This is a genomic window from Rhodoferax sp. (genome assembly GCF_034519335.1).
Lineage (GTDB): Bacteria > Pseudomonadota > Gammaproteobacteria > Burkholderiales > Burkholderiaceae_C > Allorhodoferax.
Window position 1 is genome coordinate 67,835 of record NZ_JAXHOL010000017.1, and the last position, 19,104, is coordinate 86,938.

Annotated in this window: 19 protein-coding genes and 1 pseudogene; 9 read left to right on the forward strand and 11 right to left on the reverse strand. The window is 62.8% G+C overall.

The window, feature by feature from the left end:
• Positions 1–9 precede the first annotated feature (9 nt).
• The 3 genes from U5O12_RS07315 to U5O12_RS07325 are packed head-to-tail and all read left to right on the forward strand — an operon-like array spanning position 10 to position 2,547.
• On the forward strand, positions 10–561 hold the full coding sequence (locus tag U5O12_RS07315; protein ID WP_322577998.1) for a hypothetical protein: 552 nt from the start codon (positions 10–12) through the stop codon (positions 559–561).
• A gap of 16 nt (positions 562–577) precedes the next feature.
• Positions 578–1,327, forward strand: coding sequence for a hypothetical protein (locus tag U5O12_RS07320; RefSeq protein WP_322577999.1), 750 nt, complete (start codon positions 578–580; stop codon positions 1,325–1,327).
• Between the two features lie 2 nt (positions 1,328–1,329).
• A complete protein-coding gene (locus U5O12_RS07325) occupies positions 1,330–2,547 on the forward strand; it encodes a hypothetical protein (protein ID WP_322578000.1) in 1,218 nt (405 codons plus the stop codon).
• A 427-nt stretch (positions 2,548–2,974) separates the two neighbouring features.
• Here the strand turns inward: U5O12_RS07325 and U5O12_RS07330 are convergent, their stop codons facing one another.
• The 9 genes from U5O12_RS07330 to U5O12_RS07370 form a co-directional block, all read right to left on the reverse strand.
• Entirely contained in the window at positions 2,975–3,328 is a 354-nt protein-coding gene (locus tag U5O12_RS07330; RefSeq protein ID WP_322578001.1) for an L-rhamnose mutarotase, read from the reverse strand.
• A complete protein-coding gene (locus U5O12_RS07335; RefSeq protein ID WP_322578002.1) occupies positions 3,325–4,101 on the reverse strand; it encodes an SDR family oxidoreductase in 777 nt (258 codons plus the stop codon). Before U5O12_RS07335 ends, U5O12_RS07330 begins: the two co-directional genes overlap by 4 nt.
• Before the next feature lie 22 nt (positions 4,102–4,123).
• Complete coding sequence (locus U5O12_RS07340) at positions 4,124–5,011, reverse strand: amidohydrolase family protein (RefSeq protein WP_322578003.1); 888 nt, start codon at positions 5,009–5,011, stop codon at positions 4,124–4,126.
• The gene (locus tag U5O12_RS07345) at positions 5,008–6,303 is read right to left on the reverse strand and encodes an L-fuconate dehydratase (RefSeq protein ID WP_322578004.1); all 1,296 of its coding nucleotides are present in this window, start codon (positions 6,301–6,303) and stop codon (positions 5,008–5,010) included. Before U5O12_RS07345 ends, U5O12_RS07340 begins: the two co-directional genes overlap by 4 nt.
• 1 nt (position 6,304) lies before the next feature.
• Positions 6,305–7,159, reverse strand: coding sequence for a fumarylacetoacetate hydrolase family protein (locus U5O12_RS07350; RefSeq protein ID WP_322578005.1), 855 nt, complete (start codon positions 7,157–7,159; stop codon positions 6,305–6,307).
• A gap of 130 nt (positions 7,160–7,289) precedes the next feature.
• A complete protein-coding gene (locus U5O12_RS07355; protein ID WP_322578006.1) occupies positions 7,290–8,231 on the reverse strand; it encodes an ABC transporter substrate-binding protein in 942 nt (313 codons plus the stop codon).
• Positions 8,232–8,326: 95 nt separating this feature from the next.
• On the reverse strand, positions 8,327–9,328 hold the full coding sequence (locus U5O12_RS07360; RefSeq protein ID WP_322578007.1) for an ABC transporter permease: 1,002 nt from the start codon (positions 9,326–9,328) through the stop codon (positions 8,327–8,329).
• A 24-nt stretch (positions 9,329–9,352) separates the two neighbouring features.
• Positions 9,353–10,846: a sugar ABC transporter ATP-binding protein gene (locus U5O12_RS07365; protein WP_322578008.1), complete on the reverse strand. Its 1,494-nt coding sequence runs from the start codon at positions 10,844–10,846 to the stop codon at positions 9,353–9,355.
• 28 nt (positions 10,847–10,874) lie between these two features.
• Complete coding sequence (locus U5O12_RS07370; RefSeq protein WP_322578009.1) at positions 10,875–11,636, reverse strand: SDR family oxidoreductase; 762 nt, start codon at positions 11,634–11,636, stop codon at positions 10,875–10,877.
• Between the two features lie 146 nt (positions 11,637–11,782).
• Between U5O12_RS07370 and U5O12_RS07375 the strand changes: the two genes are divergently transcribed.
• Positions 11,783–12,631 (forward strand): IclR family transcriptional regulator, encoded by an 849-nt coding sequence (locus U5O12_RS07375; protein WP_322578010.1) that lies wholly within the window; start codon positions 11,783–11,785, stop codon positions 12,629–12,631.
• Between the two features lie 70 nt (positions 12,632–12,701).
• Here U5O12_RS07375 and U5O12_RS07380 read toward each other — a convergent pair whose 3' ends face one another.
• Both U5O12_RS07380 and U5O12_RS07385 read right to left on the reverse strand, forming a co-directional pair.
• A complete protein-coding gene (locus U5O12_RS07380) occupies positions 12,702–13,592 on the reverse strand; it encodes a DMT family transporter (protein WP_322578011.1) in 891 nt (296 codons plus the stop codon).
• A gap of 56 nt (positions 13,593–13,648) precedes the next feature.
• Positions 13,649–15,187 (reverse strand): 3'-5' exonuclease, encoded by a 1,539-nt coding sequence (locus U5O12_RS07385; protein ID WP_322578012.1) that lies wholly within the window; start codon positions 15,185–15,187, stop codon positions 13,649–13,651.
• A gap of 236 nt (positions 15,188–15,423) precedes the next feature.
• On the opposite strand from U5O12_RS07385, the gene U5O12_RS07390 reads away from it, so the two are divergent.
• The 5 genes and pseudogenes from U5O12_RS07390 (at position 15,424) to U5O12_RS07410 (ending at position 19,098) form a co-directional block, all read left to right on the forward strand.
• Positions 15,424–15,882, forward strand: coding sequence for a flavodoxin domain-containing protein (locus tag U5O12_RS07390; RefSeq protein WP_322578013.1), 459 nt, complete (start codon positions 15,424–15,426; stop codon positions 15,880–15,882).
• A 72-nt stretch (positions 15,883–15,954) separates the two neighbouring features.
• Positions 15,955–16,878, forward strand: a complete 924-nt coding sequence (locus U5O12_RS07395; RefSeq protein WP_322578014.1) for a CoA transferase — start codon at positions 15,955–15,957, stop codon at positions 16,876–16,878.
• Between the two features lie 42 nt (positions 16,879–16,920).
• Complete coding sequence (locus U5O12_RS07400; protein WP_322578015.1) at positions 16,921–17,985, forward strand: acyltransferase; 1,065 nt, start codon at positions 16,921–16,923, stop codon at positions 17,983–17,985.
• A gap of 33 nt (positions 17,986–18,018) precedes the next feature.
• A pseudogene (locus U5O12_RS07405) lies at positions 18,019–18,733 on the forward strand (YebC/PmpR family DNA-binding transcriptional regulator).
• On the forward strand, positions 18,730–19,098 hold the full coding sequence (locus U5O12_RS07410; RefSeq protein WP_322578016.1) for a DUF1294 domain-containing protein: 369 nt from the start codon (positions 18,730–18,732) through the stop codon (positions 19,096–19,098). Before U5O12_RS07405 ends, U5O12_RS07410 begins: the two are co-directional and overlap by 4 nt.
• Positions 19,099–19,104: the final 6 nt, after the last annotated feature.

Consider the following 19,104-nt stretch of genomic DNA (forward strand, 5'->3'; position numbering starts at 1 on the left):
AGCCCCTTCATGAGCATTTCCCCTTTTTTCCAGCACCTGCGCAGCGCTTACGAGGCCGAGATTGACGATCTGGCCTCCGACTCCGAGGGCAAACACATGCTGCCCAAAAAGCTGGCCGAGCGCCGCAAGGAACTGGGCTTTTTGCTCAGCATGCTGGAGCTGAGCCCCGAGATGGTGGCCGTTGTGTTCCACCAGTCCTTCCGCTTCAAGTCCACTTCCGCCATGAACCACCTGATTTCGCACGAGTCGGAAGACCTGCCGGGATGGGACAGCATCAGCGATTCGGTAGAGGTGCTGCCTGCAGCCCGCCCCCTGATCAGCCAAGTGCTGCAACAACCTGCAGGCGCATGGTTCATGTCGGTAGCCGCAGCACTGGAATACATGTACGGCCGCCCTGACAGCCGTGCGGCAGCGCACAGCGAGGACGACGAGGACCATGAAGATTCGGACGATGACAACCGCGAAGACGAAGGCCTGGACGAAGACGAACGTGAAGCCCGTGTGCGCGAGCAAGAAGGCGCCGCCTGGATGGTGGAACAAGGCTTTGATCACAAAGACTGATTGAGCGGAGAACACGATGTCCCAACTTGCCCTGATTGAAAAAACCCAAGCCCTCATCGCCGCTGGCGACATCGTGGGTGCCGAATCCGTGCTCACCGAACTGGCCGACAGCGAAGGAGACGGCGCCCTGATGGTGGTGCTGGAACAACTCCCGCCCAAAGACATTTTGGCCGTGATCCGCGAGTACGACGATTCCAAGGAGTCCATCGTCAACCTGCTGATCACACCGCAGCAGTTTGCGCATGCCGTGGTCATTGAAAAGCAGTACAAGGACCTGACGCGCACCCACCTGCGCGGCATGATGAACTCGGTCATTTTCCGCGATGAGTCGGCAGAGGCTATCGAATTTTTGACCGCCATTGGCGACCTCGAAGGTGGCAGCGAAGCCTTGGCCGACTACTTTACCGAGAAGTGGAGTCGCATCGAAGCCTTTGCACGCACCGGCCTCTTTGACACCGTGGAAGATGATGGCGAGATGCTGTCCGAGCAAGCTCTCTACCAATCGGCTTATGTGCGCCCGCGGGTAGAGCTCGATGAAGTGGCGGACCAGGACTGGATGCAAATGGCCTGGCTGCTTCGCCACGAGCTGCCAGACCTGTTCATTGAAATGCTGCTGGTGCTGCGTGCCAAGGCGCGCGCGCACGACCTCGGCCTGGATGACGAGGAAGAAGCCGAGGAGGACGATGGCAAGGTGGAAACCGGCGACACCGACCGCGGCAAGGCCACCCCTGCGGCCCGTGACGACGACGAAGAGTCTGCCATCTGACCATGTCAGCGCAGCCGCAAGCTCTATCCCTCTTTGACGCCCGCCCCTTCTTCGAGAAGGCGCTGGCCCATGGCGTGCAACACGGGCTGATTGACCAGGCCCGGCTGGATGCCATATGCACCGATGCGCCCAAAGGCATGGTGCAAATTGCACGCTACTTTGGCACGGAATTCTTGCGCCCCGAGCTGGAGCAGGCCAAGGACCGCATGGTCAACTTGGTGAGCCTGTACCTGGAGCACAGCAGCGGTGGTGATTTGCAGCGGGCAGCCGAAGACTTGCGTGACTACAGCTTTCTCTCGCGCTCCAAGGGTGGCTCCGACATGCTCAAGGCGCTCATTGCCATGCCGCAGACCACCCACTTCGGCATGAATGAGCGCAGTGGCTTCCGCGACGAGCATATTCCCCTGCTGGCCAAATGGGCGCTGCGCAGCCTGCCCGACTACCAGGCCGAGCTGGCCAGCCGCAGTCGTGTGGCAGCCGTGGTGGATGCCGCCATCTGGATAGCCCAGCAGTTGGGCGTGGACGAAGATGCGCTGGAGGAAGCCGGCAAGGATGCAGAGGCGGTGATTCGCACCGGCCTGCTGGCCCTGGCGCTCAAACGCACCGAGATGCCGGACTGGGTGTTGTTCGAAAAAATGGTGCTGGCGTTGCGCAAGAAGTTTGCGGGACAGCCTGAGAAGTTCAAGATACCGCTGCCCAAAGAACTACCGGACGAATACACCGAAGTGGTGGAGACGGTGCGCAAGTCACTCTTGCAAGACGCCCCCAAATGGCTGGAATCCCCTCTTCCCGCGCGCAAACTGTTTGACCAGACCCCGGCCTTCATGGGCCGCTATTTCTGGCAGGAAGACATGCTGGCCGAGGTTGACCACTTTGAACGCACCAGCAACAAGGCATGGGACAAGGCCACCGGTGGCAATGACGACGAAAGCTCGCTGCTGACACTGTTTTTGTGCATGGCGGCAGGCAGCACGCCCAAAACCTTGCTGACCGAAAAGGCTGCGGCCACGCTGGTGAGAAAAATTCGCAAGTCAGGGCTCAAGCCGGAGGTGGTAAACGCTTTTATTGCAGCGCATGCCCCCGCCCAGCAACTGGACGACTACACCAGCCTGTGGGACAACTTCATTGAAGATGCGCGGCCCACGCTGGAGAGTGACCACGACTACACGTTCAACGATGCGGTGGCTTTGTTGCGGCGGGAGTGCAACATTGGGGCTTGAGGGTTTCTCTGCTTTTTTTGGCAGGGATAGACCGTTTTTTTGACACCCACTCCCCCAGCCCCTCGCCCCGTCGGCGAGGGGAGCTTTTAACAGCCATATTGTTTGGGAGTACTCCGGCTACGGGGCCGCAGAAGACGCGTTACCTCTGAGTGGGTGCGCTATGGCCCCAGCCAACGGGTGTAGGAGCTGCCAACACAGTGGCGCGGAGCCACTGGCGGGCGCAGCCGCCAGCCGTGCCGGACAAACCCCTCCGAAGTCTCACAACCGCAGGCGCTGGCCGTGGCGCGAGCTGACGGTGGCAACCTCCCGCGCGTAGCCCGCGTCCGGCGAGACAAAACAAGATATGGCTGTTAAAAGCTCCCCTCGCCGACGGGGCGAGGGGCTGGGGGAGTGGGTGTTAAAAAGCTGTCTATGCTGACAAGCAAAGCTACTGCGCAGCCAAATCAAAAATCTTGGCCATAGGCACCCATTTCTCCCCGGAAGGCGTCCAGGGTGTGGGGGCTTGGTAGGTCCACATCAGTGCCTCCCAACGCACGATGGCCGGGTTGTCCAGCGAAGCCTGGGCGATGCGCTCGGCGCTGTACACCGCAGGGTCTACTTCCATCACCATGAAAAGGCGCGTGCCCAGCCGGTAAATCTCCATCTGCAGCACACCCTGCCCGCGCAGGTGCTCACGCACCTCGGGCCAGATTTTCTCGTGGGCTTTTTCGTAGTCGGCGATACGCTGTGCATCGTCCACCAAATCCAGGGCCAGCGCGTAACGGACGGTCGCCGTATTCATGATAAGGCCCGGTCCAAGTGGGTGTAGCCACCGTCCACAAACACCCACTGACCGGTGGTGTGAGAGGACGCGTCGGACAACAGGAATACGCACATGCGAGCCATCTCCTCGGAGGTGGTCATGCGATGGCCCAGCGGAATTTTGGAGGTGATCGCCGCCAGCTTTTCAGCAGGGTTGTCAAAGGTCTGGATCCAGCGTTCGTACAAGGGGGTCATCACCTCGGCCGGAATCAGGGCGTTGACTCGCACCCCGTCGTTCAGCAAGGCCGCCGCCCACTCCCGCGTCAGGGAGAGCTGGGCACCCTTGGAAGCACAGTAACCACTGGTGTTGCCCTGCCCCGTCAAGGCGGTTTTCGAGGACACATTCACGATCGCGCCCTTCACCGCCTTGAGGTGCGGCACGCAGTAGTGCGCCATCACGTAGTAATGGATGAGATTGCGCTCCAGCGAGCCGATGAAAGCTTCGCGCCCCGCTTCCAAACCAATGCTGTCGTTCACGCCGGCATTGTTCACCAGGCCATCAATGCGACCAAAACGCGCAACCGTCCGTTCGACCGCCGCGCGGCAGGCCGCCTCGTCCGACAACTCCACTTGCACGAAAAGGTGCTGCGCAGCCTTGGCCTGCAGCTGCTGGACAAACTCTGCTGGCATGGGGCTCTTGCCCAGAATGACGGGAATCGCCCCCTCCTCGGCCAATGTGAGGGAAATGGCGGCACCAATCCCGCTGGCGCCACCGGTCACGATGACCACTTTGTCTTTCAAATGCAGATCCATGGAAACTCTCGCTTAAAAAAGGTCAATCGGCCAAAGCCTGCACATTCAGGCCGTAACAACGCACAGCATTGCCGCTCCAGAAGGCTTCCTGCTCACGCACGGTCAGACGCGTGCTGGCCCACTTGTGCGCCAGACCATGCACGCCCTCATACGGCGCCGCCAGCTGGCACACCGGCCAGTCCGAACCAAACATCAGCCGCTGCGGCCCAAAGGACTCCAGCGCCTGGTCGAAGCAGGACAGAATAATTTTGGCATCCTCGGGCGAAATGCCAGCGTGTGCGCCCCAGTCCGCTTCAGTCACAGCGCCCGACAGCTTGCACACCACATGGGGCAAAGTCGCCAGCTCACGGATGCAACTGATCCAGCGGCGCGAGACTTCCGGGTTGCTCGCCCAGTCACGCACGGCGGGCTTGCCTACGTGGTCCAACACCAGCCAGTGCTGGTCATGGCGGGCACAGAACTCAGTTACCGCAGGCAACTGGTGGTCAAACACCAGCACGTCATAGACCAGCCCACGCTGCTGCAGCGCGCGCAGGCCTGTGTTGATGGCCGGAGCGTTCACCCAAGCGCCGACATCATTCTCGTCCTGCAGGATATGGCGCACCCCCTTGAAAGCGGGATGTGCGCCCCACTGGTCCAGCCGGTGATCCAGGTCTGGCGCCGCCAAGTCAGCCCAGCCTACCACCCCAATTACCTCGGGGTTATGGTCGGCCACGCGCAGCAAGAAGTCCGTCTCTGCGGCCAAGGTACGCGCCTGCACCGCCACCACCGCGTCCACGCCCGCAGCCCGCATCGCGGCCTCGCAGTCCACCGGCATACAGTCGCGCTGCAGGGCCGGCATGGCGGCGCTGATCCAGGGGAATTCGTCCGCCCGGTAGCGCCAGTAGTGCTGGTGGGTGTCGATTTTCATGCGGCCAGGACCCGTGGCCGGTGGGTGTAGTGCGCCAGCGACTCCGGCTTCATCTCGATGGAGAAACCTGCCGCCTTGGGCGGCATGTAGGCCGCATGTTCAATCACACACGGCTCCTTGAAATGCTCGTGCAGATGGTCCACATACTCGATGACACGCCCTTCGCGGGTCCCGGCAATACACAGGTAATCGATCATGGACAGGTGCTGCACGTATTCGCACAGACCCACCCCACCGGCATGCGGGCACACCGGCAAGTTGTATTTGGCTGCCATCAACATCACCGCCAAAATCTCGTTCACACCGCCCAGGCGGCAGGAGTCGATCTGCACCACATCAATGGCGCCGCGCATGATGAGTTGCTTGAAGATGATGCGGTTCTGGCACATCTCGCCGGTGGCGACCTTCATCTTGCCCAGCATGGCTTCGCGGATTTGGCGGTGGCCTTCAATGTCATCAGGGCTGGTGGGCTCCTCAATGAACCAAGGCTTGGCAAAGGCCAGCTCTTCCAGCCATGCAATCGCTTGCGGTACGTCCCAGACCTGGTTGGCGTCAATCATCAGGTGGCGCTCAGGGCCCAGCACCTCACGCGCAATGCGCAAGCGGCGGATGTCGTCCGCCTTGTCGCGCCCTACCTTGAGCTTGATGTGGTTGAAGCCCGCATCCACCGCCTCTTGAGCCAGGCGGCGCAACTTCTCGTCCTCATACCCCAGCCAGCCTGCTGACGTGGTGTAGCAGGGGTAGCCCTCGCGCTCCAGCGTGGCCCAACGCTCTTCCTTGCCTACCGCGCGCGCGCGCAACAATGCCAGCGCTTCTTCGGGGGTGATGCAGTCGGTGATGTAGCGGAAGTCGATCAGCTTGACCAGCTCCTCGGGACTCATGCGCGCCACCAGCTTCCACACCGGAACGCCTTCGAGCTTGGCCCACAGGTCCCACACGGCATTCACCACCGCACCCGTAGCCAGATGAATAGCCCCCTTGTCCGGACCAATCCAGCGCAGTTGGCTGTCAGAGGTGATATAGCGCCAGAAGCGGCCCATGTCGGCGGCCACCCAGTCCATGTCCAGACCCACCACCAGATGGCGCATGGCCTCAATAGCGGCGCAGCAGATCTCGTTGCCGCGACCGATGGTGAAGGTCAGGCCGTGGCCTTCCATACCGGGCTGGTCGGTTTCCAGAATCACATAGGCCGCGGAATAGTCCGGGTCCGGGTTCATCGCGTCCGAACCATCCAAGTGTTGGGACGTAGGAAAGCGCACGTCCACGACGCGCATATTGGTGACTTTGGTCATGTCAGGCCTGTACGGTGGTCTGGGTTTGGGTCCCCAGGCCATCAATGCCCAGGTGGATGGTTTGGCCCGCACGCAAATACAGCGGCGGCTTCTGGCCCATGCCCACGCCGGGCGGGGTGCCAGTGGAAATCACGTCGCCAGGCTGCAAACTCATGAACTTGCTCAGGTAGGCGATCAGGAACTGCACGCCGTAGACCATGGTGGACGTGCTGCCATTTTGGTAGCGCTTGCCATCCACTTCCAGCCACATCTTCAGGGCCTGGGGGTCCGGCACCTCATCGGCAGTGACCAGCCAAGGGCCGGTAGGGCCGAAGGTGTCGCAGCCCTTGCCCTTGTCCCAGGTACCGCTGCGGTCGAGCTGGTATTCGCGTTCGGACACATCGTTCACCACGCAGTAACCCGCCACATGGGACAGCGCATCGGCCTCCGCGATGTAGCGGCCGCCTTTGCCAATGACCACACCCAGTTCGACTTCCCAGTCGGTCTTGACCGAACCACGGGGGATTTCAACGTTGTCATCGGGCCCCACAATGGCGCTGGTCCATTTGTTGAAGACCACGGGCTCGGGTGGCACCTGCATGCCGCTCTCGGCGGCGTGGTCAGAGTAATTCAGTCCGATGCAGATGAACTTGCCCACGTTGCCTACGCAGGCACCCAGGCGCAAGTCTTTCTGCGGAGTGCCAGCCACCAGTGGCAGGCTCTCAATATTCACACCACGCAAACGCGCCAGGCTCTCAGGCAGGAGCGCGGCACCGGCCACATCAGCAATGTGCCCGGAGAGGTCGCGCACGCGGCCCTGGGCATCCAACACACCGGGCTTTTCCTGACCTGGCAATCCGTAGCGTAGAAGTTTCACAGTCTTTCCTTTTCAGTCAACATTCCAATTCATGGCACCCGTGGAACTGGCTCTGCCAGGCCGCCGGGTGCGCCCCCCTCCCGCCAAAGGCGAGAGAGGGGGGAGCGGCACAGCCGCTCAGGGGGTGATTTCAGTCGTAAAGAACCGCGGCGATCTTGGGATCGGCCATGTTGCTCTTGTCGTAGTAGTAGAAACCGGTGTCGATGATCTTGGGCAGTTTTTCACCCTTGAGTGTCTTCACAGCGGCTTCCACGGTCTTGTAGCCAATGCCCACGGGGTTCTGGGTGATAGAGCCGGCAATGGTGCCGTCGTTGATCATGTCCTTCTGGGCCTTGCCGGAGTCAAAACCGATGATGGTCACGCCGGTCTTCTTGGCTTCCTTGATGCCTTTGCCGGCACCGATAGCGCCTGGCTCATTGGTTCCAAAAATACCCTTGAGCTTGGGGTGTGCCTGCACCAGGGCCTTGGCAATTTCAGCCGACTTCAGCTGGTCACCACCGTATTGCACGTCCACCACCTTGATCTTGGGGTACTTGGCCTTGATCTGGTTCAGGAAACCATCGCGGCGGTCCACACCGGTGCGGCTGGTCTGGTCGTGGGCAATCACGGCCACTTCGCCTTCGCCACCGATCTTCTCGGCCATCTTGTCGGCAGCCAGGGCGGCGGCAGACACGTTGTTGGTGGTGGCGGTGGTCACCGGAATGTCGCTGTCCACGCCGGAGTCAAAGGCAATCACGGGCACCTTGGCGGCCTGGGCCTTCTTCAGCAGCGGAATGGCGGCCTTGCTGTCCAGCGCGGCAAAACCGATGGCAGCGGGCTTCTTGGCCATGGCAGCCGACAACATGTCGATCTGCTTGTCCACCTGTTGCTCAGTTTCAGGGCCTTCAAAGGTCACCTTCACCTTGTAATCCTTGGCAGCCTGGTCAGCGCCCTGCTTCACGGCTTGCCAGAACTGGTGCTGGAAGCCTTTGGACACCAGCGGGATGTAAATCTCCTGGGCCGATGCGAAGCTGGAAAAACCAGCCAGTGCCAAACCAGCCGTCAAGGCCAGCAGTTTTCTTTTTGCGTTCATGGTTGTCTCCTGTTGAAAAAAGTTATGTCACACGGAATCACGGAAAGGAAAAACACGGGGTCAAAGTGAAGGGCATGGGGTGTGGCGCGGTCTCCTTATTTCTTGTTGCGGCGCAGGTTGTCGGTGTAGACGGCCAGAATGATGATCAGTCCTGTCAACACCATTTGCCACTCCTGCGCCACCGACATGATGCGCAGGCCGTTAATCAGCACGCTCATGATGAAAGCGCCGATGATGGTGCCCAGAATCGTGCCCACACCGCCGCTCAGCGAGGTGCCGCCAATCACCACGGCAGCAATCGCATCCAGCTCGTAGCCCTGCCCCAAGGCCGGCTGGGCGGAGTTCAAACGGGATGCAATCAGCAAACCGGCAATGCCGCAGATGCCGCCGGAGAAGGTGTAGATGATGACCTTCCAGCGGTCCACGTTGACACCCGACAGGCGCACGGCTTCCTCGTTGCTGCCCAGGGCAAAGGTATAGCGACCCAGCGCGGTTTTGTTCAATACCACCGCGCTGACGATAGCGACCAGAAACAGGATCAGAACGCCATTGGGAATTGGCAGCGACGGAAACACGTCCCCCAACAGCGAACCCAGCGAGATTTGGTCAAACCCCTCCACATCGCTGAAGTAGATCGGGCGGGTCTGGGTGATCAGCAGCGACAGACCCTTGAGCAACATCATCATGCCCAGCGTGGCAATGAAGGGTGGCACCTTGAGCTTGGTGATGGCCAGACCGGACACACAGCCCGACAAGGCCCCCATGGCCAACGCACACACCACACCCAGTGGCATGGGCATACCCAAGTTCACCATAAAAACACCCGCCATCACCGCGCTAAAGGTCATGAGCACGCCCACCGACAAATCGATGCCCGAGGTGATGATGATGAAGGTGCTGGCAATCGCCAACACACCGATCACCGTGGTGGACTGCAAGATGCCGATGATGTTGTCCTGCGTCATGAAGGCATCGGGCTTGAGCACGGTGAACACCAGAATCAGTGCAATCAGGCTGGCAAAAGCCAGCAGCTTTTGTTTGGCCTGGCCACCGGAGAGGCGCGCCAACCAGGAGGGAGAGGAATTTGTTTGTGTCATGGCAAAACCTTGTATTTTTTCGAATCAATCACGCCGCGTGGCCAGGGCCATCAGGCTTTCCTGCGTGGCTTCATCCCCGCGCACTTCACCGGTGATGCGGCCTTCGCACATCACCACAATGCGGTGGCTCAGCAGCAGCACCTCGGGCAGTTCGCTGGAGATCACGATGATGGCGCGCCCCTGCGCCGCCAGATCATTGAGCAGCTTGTAAATCTCGCTCTTGGCACCCACGTCAATGCCGCGCGTAGGTTCGTCAAAAATCAGCACGTCGCAGTCCTGCACCAGCCACTTGGCAATCACCACCTTTTGCTGGTTGCCACCGGACAGCAGCTTGGCGGTCTGCGTGAGTGACGGCGTTTTGATGCGCAGCTTTTGCACCATCTCGTGGCCAATCGCCGTGATAGCCGGCCGGTTGAGGAACATGCCCCACTTCAGCCAGCGCTTGAGGCTGGGCAGCGTGATGTTGGACTCCACGTCCATGCCGGTGGCCAGCCCGAAGTGCTTGCGGTCTTCCGACAAATAGCCAATACCGGCCTGAACCGCATCTTCGGGCGATGTCAGCCGGATGCGCTTGCCACCCACCCACACCTCCCCTGAATCGATGGGATCGGCCCCGAATACGGCACGCGCCACCTCGGTGCGCCCTGCCCCCATGAGGCCAGCAAAACCCAGAATCTCGCCACGGCGCACGGTAAAGCTCACGTCGCGGATGGCACGGCCCCGATTCAGGCCCCGCACATCCAGCAGCACCTCGTTGGCCGAGGTATCGGGAATCTGCTTTTCGGTGGCGTCCAGCTTGCGCCCCACCATCATCGCAATCACCTCTGCCATGGGTGTCGCAGACGGTACGGTGGCTATGTAAGCACCGTCACGCATCACGGTAATGCGGTCGGCAATGCGCTGGATCTCGTCCATCTTGTGCGAGATGTAGACAATGCCCACGCCCTCGTCCTTGAGCTGGCGGATGATGCGAAACAGTTCCTCGATCTCGGCGTTGTTCAGGGCTGCGGTGGGCTCATCCATGATGAGCACGCGCGACTTGTGCGACAGGGCCTTGGCAATCTCCACCATCTGCTGGCGCGCCACGGTCAGCTCGCCAATGATGGTGGTGGGTGCCAGCGCCAGCTTGAGCCGGTCGAACAGCGCCTGCGCATCGCGGTTGAGCTGCGCTTCGTCCAGCAACAGCCCGCCCGCCTTGCGCGGCTCGCGGCCCAGGAAGATGTTTTGCGCCGCCGTCAGGTGGCCCATCAGGTGCAGCTCCTGGTGGATGATGCCGATGGCCAGCGACTGCGCATGCGCCGGGCTTTCGATCTCGACCGGCTTGCCATCCAGCAGCACCTCGCCACTGTCCTTGCGGTAGACGCCGGCCAGGATTTTCATCAGCGTGGACTTGCCCGCGCCGTTCTCGCCCATCAGGGCATGCACCTCACCGGGCATTAGGTCAAAGCGCACGCCATCGAGCGCACGCACGCCCGGAAACGATTTGCTGAGGTTTTGTACGGAAACCAGTGCTGTCACAGTCAGGCCCTTGTTGCAGTGGACATCATCAGATGGTGACACCACCGTCGACCAGCAGCGCCTGCCCCGTCACAAAGCGGGACTCGTCGCTGGCCAGAAACACCACCAGGGGCGTGATGTCGTCCACCGCCGCTAGGCGCCCCATGGGCTGGCGTGCGATGAAATCCTTCTCGGCCTGCACCGGGTCGGCCGCGCTGGCAATGCGCCCGCGCAGCGAAGGCGTGTCCACCGTGCCGGGGCACAGGGCATTGGCGCGCAGGCCCGCCTTCACATAGTCGGCCGCCAGCGATTTGGTCAGGCCAATCACCGCCGCCTTGGTGGCCCCATAGGCGCAGCGGTTGGCAAAGCCCTTGATGCTGGACGCCATGGACGCCATGTTGATGATGGACACGCTGCAGGCCTGGGTTTCGGCCTTGGCCAGCATGGCCGGCAAAAAGGCGCGCGTCATGCGAAACATGCTTTTCACATTCAGGTCGAAACTCAGGTCCCAGTCGGCCTCGGTGCAGTCCAGCATGCTGCCATTGGCCACCATGCCGGCGCAGTTGAACAGTGCATCCAGCGCCGGGGTGCGCGCGGCTAGGGCCGCCACGGCGGCGTCACTGCGCACATCCAGCAGCTCCACCTGGATGTTGCTGTGCTCGGCCGCCAAGCTGTCCAGAAAGGCCTGGTTGATGTCGGTGGCAATCACACGGGCGCCTTCTGCCGCACAGGCCAAGGCACTGGCCCGGCCAATGCCTTGCGCCGCTGCCGTGATGAGCACTGTTTTACCTTGCAAACGCCCTTGACCCATGCTGCTGACTCCGGTTTAATAATTCAAATATGAACAAACTATTTATGTATGAAGCGAAATCATAGGCAGCTTTGTCCCACCACGGCCTAGTACTTACCCTAGACCCCCAGGGCCCTGCTATAAACCCCCACCCGAAAGCCCCGACCATGACCACGTCTCCCGCCAAGCCCCGCGGCCGCCCCGCCAAAACCGAAGACCAGGACGAATCAAGCCTGCCCCCGGAAGACCGCTACCGCGCGCCCGCACTGGACAAGGGGCTGGACATTCTGGAGTTGCTGGCCACGCAGCCGCACGGCCTGACGCGCGCCGAAATCGTGAAAGAGATGGACCGCAGCGCCAGCGAGATCTACCGCATGCTGGAGCGCCTGGTGGCGCGGCAGTACGTCATGCGCAACGCATCCGGGGACCGCTATGCGCTCAGCCTCAAGCTGTTCGCCCTGGCCAATATGCACCCGCCGCTGAGCCGCCTGATCAACCAGGCCCTGCCCGTCATGGACGACTTCGCCCGCAAAGCCGAACAGTCCTGCCACATGGGCGTGTACGACCGGGGCAATGTGCTCATCAGCGCCCAGATCAACAGCCCCAGTGGCTGGAGCTTTGCGGTGCAACGCGGTGCCCGCGTGGGCCTGCTGGACACTGCCTCGGGCCACCTGCTGCTGGCCTATGCCGACGAGGGCAGCTACCGCCGCATGCTCGCGGAACACACGCCGCTGGATGGCGAAGTACCCATCACCGAAGCCGAGCTGCAAGCCACGCTGGCCAGCATCCGCGAGCGCGGCTACCTTGAGCGCGACAGTGCACAGACGCTGGGGGTGATCGACATTTCCTTCCCCATCTTGGGGCCGGACAACACCGCACTGGCCACCCTCACCTGCCCTTACATCCGCCGTATCGACCGACACGTGGGACCGCAAATGGAAGAGGTGCGTGAATCCCTGCGGCACGCGGCACGCGCCCTGTCGCTGACGCAGGGCATGGCGCGAGAAGCTGCCTAAATTGCTATTATTTTAATAGCTGCTTGCGCATAATCCATGGGCTCTAGAGACACATTTACCTCAAGAAACATCATTTGCGCGCCAGCCACACGCCAAACACCGTGACCCCCATGCCCAGCAGGGCCAACCCGGTCAGCGTCTCACCAAACAAGGCCCAGGCAACCAACGCCGTGCACGGTGGCACCAGGTAAAACAGGCTAGCCACATTGACTGCGCTTCCGCTGCGGATCAGCACATTGAGCAGGCTCACCGCGCCCAGCGACAGCACCAGCACCAGCCAGGCCAGCGCAAACACAAATGAGCCGGTCCAATGGATTTTCAGGGTCTCCGTCAAGCTGGCCACCAACAGCGTAGCCAGCAAGCTCGGCAGAAACTGGATGACCGAACCCGTGCGCAAGTCAAACGACTGGCAATAGCGCTTCTGGTACAGCGTGCCTGCCGTGATCGCTAACAGCGCTACCACCACGGGCAGCAGCATATCGAGCAGCGTGCCACCGCTCGCACCGGCCCCCACCTTGTGCGCAACCACTAGGCCCACGCCTACAAACCCCAGCACGAGACCCAGCCATTGCGTGGGCCGCACACGTTCGCCCAACCATGCGCCTGCACCCAGCGCGGTGAGCACGGGCTGCAGCCCCACCACCAGCGCCGCCACGCCCGCAGGCAGCCCCTTGCCAATGGCCATGAACACGCCGCCCAGGTACACCGCATGCACCAACAGGCCCGACACGCCAATGTGCAGCCACTCCCGCACGGTGCGTGGCCAAGGCGCACGCATGGCCCAGGCCAGCGCGCCCATCAGCACCAGCACGATGGCATAGCGCAGGCTCAAAAAAGTCAGTGGTTCGGCATCGGGCAGACCAAACTTGGCGCCGATAAAGCCAGTGCTCCACAGCGCCACAAACAACACAGGGGTCAGGGATGTCAGGGTGCTGGCGTGGCGATGCGGTGGGTGACTCATACCTCGATCTTATCGGTCGGACCCGGGTGACCGCCCGGCAGCCACGGAGGAGACGCCTAGCGCAAATGTTTGAAAAGTTTGGCCTTGAAGAGCTCGGGAATGCCCATTTGGCGCGGGCCCGGCTCCAGGGTGAACGATTCGCCCGCCTGCACGCTGCCAGGCTCGTTCACCGCCAGGTAGAAACCACAGCGCCCACTCAACGCCATGGCCTTGACGGCGGTGTTGAAGCCCATGGCGGCGTTGAACTTGAAACAGGGTTCGCGCGGCTGCACCACGCGCAGCGCGCAGTGGGCAAAGCGCAGCACGTCGCCTACCCACACATCGGTCTCCAGCAGGCCGCGCAGCGTGAGGTTCTCACCCATGCTGCCAAACGGCAAGGCATCGTCAATGTCGGCCACGCCGGCCTCGCGCCGGGCCTGCTGCCAAAAGGCGTAGTGCTCGCTGGGGTAGGCATACACCGCCTTGTCCAGCCCGCCGTGCACCGAAAGGTCGGCCTGCTCATCGCCCAGCAAACCCAGCGGCTGCACGGGCACCGGGCCGGCTACCGGGGTCTTGTGGATGGCGGTGAGGATGCTGCGCCCGCTGATCTGCACCTTGCGCGCCACACCCAGCTGCACGCTCTGCAGCAGCCCTTGTTTGGGGTCAGCCACGGCAGCGCCTAGAGCTGATGGTGGCTGGTGAGGCCGCTGCGGGCCGAGTACTTGGCCAGCGAATCCAGCTTCTCGATCTGCACCGCAGCGTGGCGGTGGTTGTAGACCTGCTCCGCGCAGCCAGTCGAATTCTGCATGCAGCGCTGCGTCATCGCTCAGGCGGGTGGCCCAGACGCGCTGGTCCGCATTCCAGCGGTAGCCGCGCGCCTTGAGCAGGTCTTTGGCTTCGAAGGGGGCGTTGGTCGCGCTCAGGCGGTAGCTGGGGTTGCGGGCTGCCTCCAGCACATGCGCCAGCGCGGTGCCACGGCCCTGCGGCAGCGGCGCGGCCAACACGGCCAAGAGCGCGTGGCAGTCCATCTCGGCACGGTGGGCGTCGTAAAACAGACCCAGCGCTTGGGCCAGGCTTTCGAGCTTGGCCGAGCTGCGGCCCTGGGCTTTCCAGTCAATATCGGCAAACGAGCAGGCCCACGCCACCTTGGCAAACGCCGGCAGGCGGCTCTCCACAAAGGGGCGGTCAAAGCCCGCGTTGTGGGCAATCACCACGTCCACGCCTTGCAGCAGCTCCGCCACGCGGGCTTCGTCCAGCGCCTGGCCCTGCACGTCGGCATCGGTGATGCCGGTGATCTTCACCACCTCGGGCGGAATCGGCTTGCCCGGGTCTTCCAGCCCGTCGTACACCTGCACCGGCCCCACCGGCAGGCCGGTGGCAGTGTCCACGTCCACGCGCAAGAGTGCGAGTTCGATGATTTTTTCGCGGGCCTGGTCCAGACCGGTGGTTTCGGTGTCCAGCACCAGAATGCGTTTGACCTCGCCCTGTGCCGTGCCGGGCCAGTCCAGCTGGGGCACCAGGCGGCGCTGCACGCGGTAGTCGGGGTGGGCTTCCAGCGCCTGGGCCATGGCTTCGGCGTCCAGCGCGGGCATCACGGTGGCGGCAGGCACAGGCACCAGGGGGAGCGCGGGCTTGGCTGCCTGCAGGTTTGGGGGCGGCCTTGGCCGCGCGGGCCGTGCGCTTGGGCGGCGCGAGGTCCAGGGTGGGCAGCTCGGCCAAAAAGGCAAAGCCCAGCTGCGAATCGAGGGGTTGGGTCACGGGGGCACCTGCAAATGACGGGAATCCCGTTGCCGGGTAGGCCGACATTATTGCCGCTACCATCGGCGCCAATCCCCATTTCCACTCTCTACGTATGCAGATCACCATCCTTGTGGGCACCATGCACGGCAATGCCAGCAGCGTCGCCCAAGCCCTGCAGTTCAGCGCCGACGACATCCAGGCCACCATCGACGTGCTGCCCATGGACGGCCTGGACATCACCGTGTTTGACCAGCCCGGCACCTTCATCATTTGCACCAGTACCACCGGCGTGGGCGATGTGCCCGACAACGCGCAGGCGCTGTTCCATTCGCTGGACGCGCAGGCCAAGTACCTGGGCCATGTGCGCTACGGCCTGGTAGCGCTGGGCGACAGCAGCTATGGCGACAGCTTCGTGGGCGGCGGCAAGCAGTTTGACGAGCGCCTGCGCGACCTGGGCGCCCAGCGCGTGGGCGAGATATGCGTGCTGGACGCCATGGAAACCAGCCAGCCCGAGGACGATGCCGTGGCCTGGCTCCGGGCCTGGGCAGTCCAACTGGCGACAGCGGCCTAGCGTTTTGGTATCAAAATAGCCTCTAGCCCCCGCAGCCCCTGCGCAAGCAGCTTCTATTTTGATAGCAAACCCATGAGCACCAAGCCCCCCATTGCCGCCGCCAAAACGTCCGCCCTGCGCCCGCTCAAGGGCGTGCGCATCCTCAGCCTGGCGCTGAACCTGCCGGGGCCCGCCGCCCTGATGCGCTGCCAGGGCATGGGCGCCACCTGCACCAAGCTGGAGCCACCGCCCCACCCCAGCGCGCCCAAGGGCACGAGTGGTGACCCCATGGGCCTGTACAACCGCGCCGCTTACGACGTGATGCACGCCGGCATGAAGGTCAGCCACGCCGACCTCAAAACCGAAGCCGGCCAAAAGGCCCTGCACCGGGCACTGGCCAAGACCGACGTGCTGCTCACGTCGTTTCGCCCCTCGGCCCTGAAGAAGCTGGGGCTGGAGTGGAAAGCGCTACACAAGCAGTACCCCCAGCTCAGCCTGGTGGCCATCGTGGGCGCCCCCGGCGCCCGCGCCGAAGAGCCCGGCCACGACCTGACCTACCTGGCCGAGAACGATTTGGTGACTGGCCTGGACCTGCCGCCCACGCTCTATGCCGACATGGCGGGCTCGCTGATGGCCTCAGAAGCCGTGCTGCAGGCACGGCTTCTGCAGCTGCAAAAGGGCAAAGGCGTGGTCCAAGAGGTGGCGCTGTCGGTGGCGGCGGGCTACCTGGCGCTGCCGCGCACCTGGGGCCTGACCGCACCCGGCGCTGCCGTGGGCGGCGGCCATGCAGGTTACCGCGTCTACCCTTGCAAGGACGGGCGTGTGGCCCTGGCCGCGCTGGAGCCGCACTTTGCTGCAGCGCTGGCAGTCGAGGTGGGTCTGCCACAATCGCACATCTTGGCCATGTTCGCCCCCGAGACGCACACGGCCATCGCCACCTACCTGGCTGGCAAAACCCGCCAACAACTGGACGCCTTGGCCATGGCCAAGGACATCCCCCTGTACACGATGAACTAGGCGCCTGCGCTCTGCAGGCGCGCGCTTTGTTTTTTTGATTTGATGCCGCTGCAACGCCCTGCCTACCGCCTGATCGACCTGCTGAAAATTGTGGCTGCCCAGTGCATCGTCCTGCACCACTTCGCACTCTACGGCCCCCTGTCTGACGCCACCGCCCAAGCCGCCCCCGAGGTGGCGGCATGGTTCATCGACTACGCCCGCATGGCAGTGCAGGTGTTTCTGGTGGTGGCCGGCTACTTGGCTGCGCGCAGCCTGGGCCAAGGCGGCTTGCGCCAGGGCCTGCTGCGTACCCTGTGGCAGCGTTACGAACGCCTGGTGCTGCCCTTTGTGGCGGCCTTGCTGATCACCGTGTTGTGCTCGGCATTGGCCCGCCCGCATCTGGATGGCGACCTGGTACCCGCCTCACCCCAGCTGGCCCAGTGGCTGGCCCACGCCAGCCTGCTGCACAGCGTGCTGGGCGTGGACTCGCTCTCGGCGGGTGTCTGGTACGTGGCCATTGATTTCCAGCTCTATGCGCTGATGGCCGTGCTGGTCTGGCTGGCGCGTGGCAACCGCTGGGCCACCACGGCCTTGGTGGCGCTGGTAACCGTGGCTTCGCTGACCTGGTTCAACCTGGATGCGGACTACGACGTCTGGGCGATGTACTTCTTTGGTGCCTACGGCCTGGGCGCGCTGGCCTGGTGGGCTGGCTTGCGCACGCGCCACAGCGGCTACGCGCTGGCGCTGTACCTGGGCACCGTAAGCGCCGGGCTCGGTTCGCTGGCGCTGGGCTTTCGGGAGCGCATTGCGCTGGCCATGGGCGTCTCCACCGTACTGGCCAGCTTTGGCAGCACGCCGCTGCACCTGCCGCGCCGCCTGGACGCCTGGGTGCGCCGCCTGAGCAACAGCTCCTACGCGCTGTTTCTGGTGCACTTCTCGGTGCTGCTACTGGCGAACGCGCTGTGGGCGGTGCTGGAGATTGGCGACACCGACTGGGCCCTGCCCTTCACGGCGGTGGCCTGGGCACTGGCGCTCTTGGCCAGCTACGCCTTCCACACCCAGGTGGAGCTGCGCATCGCCCAATGGCGCAGCAGCAGCGCGGCCCTGCCGGCACAAGCAGCCAAGTAAAATTCTCACGAACAACTCTCAGAAAGACTCGCTATGGGCGCGCAATGGAAAGCAAAGGGCAAGGCCTTGGTGGCCGATGCCAAGGGCAAGCTGTTTACCAAGCTGGTGAAAGAAATTACCGTGGCCGCACGCGGCGGCGCCGACCCAGCGGCCAACGCCAAGCTGCGCCTGGTGGTGGAACAGGCCCGCAAAGTCTCCATGCCCAAGGACACCCTGGACCGCGCCATCAAGAAAGGGCGCTGGCCTGACCGGTGAGGTCATCAACTACGAGCACGTCATCTACGAAGGCTTTGCGCCCCACCAGGTGGCGGTGATGGTGGAATGCCTGACCGACAACGTCAAGCGCACCGCCCCCGAAATGCGAGTGCTGTTCCGCAAGGGCCAGCTGGGCACCAGCGGCTCGGTGGCGTGGGACTTCAACCACATTGGCATGATCGAAGCGGCCCCTAACGCGGCCGACTCGGACGCCGAGGTTGCCGCCATCGAAGCTGGCGCGCAAGACTTTGAAGCCGGTGATGAAGAAGGCAACACCGTGTTCTACACCGACCCGGCCGACCTGGACCTGGTCGCCCGCGCCCTGCCCAACTTCGGCTTCAACGTACTGTCCATGAAGCTGGGCTACAAGGCCAAAAACCCGGTAGACCCCACCAGCCTGAGCGCCGAGGCACTGGAAGAAGTGGAAGCCTTCCTGGCCGCCATCGACGAAAACGACGACGTACAAAACGTGTACGTGGCGCTAGCGGGTTGAAGCAGTTTCCCGCCGCCACCCTGGCGGCACTCTGGGCGGCAGTGCTGGGTTGGGGCATCTTCCAACACCGCCTGCCGCTCTTGGCTTGGGGGCTGGCAGTTGCACTCAACGCCGCGACCTTCATTGCTTACTGGGTGGATAAACGCGCTGCGAGAGCCAATCGGTGGCGCGTTAAAGAAAACACTCTGCACCTGTTCGGCTTGGCCGGTGGCTGGCCCGCTGCGCGACTGGCGCAGCAGGTGTTACGACACAAAACCGTCAAACCCGGTTTTCAGGCGATGTATTGGCTGACGGTGTGGATGCACCTTGCTGCACTGGGTGCCTACGTGTTCTGGGACCGGATCAAACCGCTCCTGAATTCATAGCTGCCC

Bases quoted from the DNA above. Each gene is read 5' to 3' on its own strand.
- U5O12_RS07355 (WP_322578006.1), bottom strand. From the start codon at position 8,231: ATGAACGCAAAAAGAAAACTGCTGGCCTTGACGGCTGGTTTGGCACTG.
- U5O12_RS07360 (WP_322578007.1), bottom strand. From the start codon at position 9,328: ATGACACAAACAAATTCCTCTCCCTCCTGGTTGGCGCGCCTCTCCGGT.
- U5O12_RS07375 (WP_322578010.1), top strand. From the start codon at position 11,783: ATGACCACGTCTCCCGCCAAGCCCCGCGGCCGCCCCGCCAAAACCGAA.
- U5O12_RS07340 (WP_322578003.1), bottom strand. From the start codon at position 5,011: ATGAAAATCGACACCCACCAGCACTACTGGCGCTACCGGGCGGACGAA.
- U5O12_RS07400 (WP_322578015.1), top strand. From the start codon at position 16,921: ATGCCGCTGCAACGCCCTGCCTACCGCCTGATCGACCTGCTGAAAATT.
- U5O12_RS07330 (WP_322578001.1), bottom strand. From the start codon at position 3,328: ATGAATACGGCGACCGTCCGTTACGCGCTGGCCCTGGATTTGGTGGAC.
- U5O12_RS07390 (WP_322578013.1), top strand. From the start codon at position 15,424: ATGCAGATCACCATCCTTGTGGGCACCATGCACGGCAATGCCAGCAGC.
- U5O12_RS07320 (WP_322577999.1), top strand. From the start codon at position 578: ATGTCCCAACTTGCCCTGATTGAAAAAACCCAAGCCCTCATCGCCGCT.
- U5O12_RS07380 (WP_322578011.1), bottom strand. From the start codon at position 13,592: ATGAGTCACCCACCGCATCGCCACGCCAGCACCCTGACATCCCTGACC.
- U5O12_RS07345 (WP_322578004.1), bottom strand. From the start codon at position 6,303: ATGACCAAAGTCACCAATATGCGCGTCGTGGACGTGCGCTTTCCTACG.
- U5O12_RS07370 (WP_322578009.1), bottom strand. From the start codon at position 11,636: ATGGGTCAAGGGCGTTTGCAAGGTAAAACAGTGCTCATCACGGCAGCG.
- U5O12_RS07315 (WP_322577998.1), top strand. From the start codon at position 10: ATGAGCATTTCCCCTTTTTTCCAGCACCTGCGCAGCGCTTACGAGGCC.
- U5O12_RS07325 (WP_322578000.1), top strand. From the start codon at position 1,330: ATGTCAGCGCAGCCGCAAGCTCTATCCCTCTTTGACGCCCGCCCCTTC.
- U5O12_RS07335 (WP_322578002.1), bottom strand. From the start codon at position 4,101: ATGGATCTGCATTTGAAAGACAAAGTGGTCATCGTGACCGGTGGCGCC.
- U5O12_RS07395 (WP_322578014.1), top strand. From the start codon at position 15,955: ATGAGCACCAAGCCCCCCATTGCCGCCGCCAAAACGTCCGCCCTGCGC.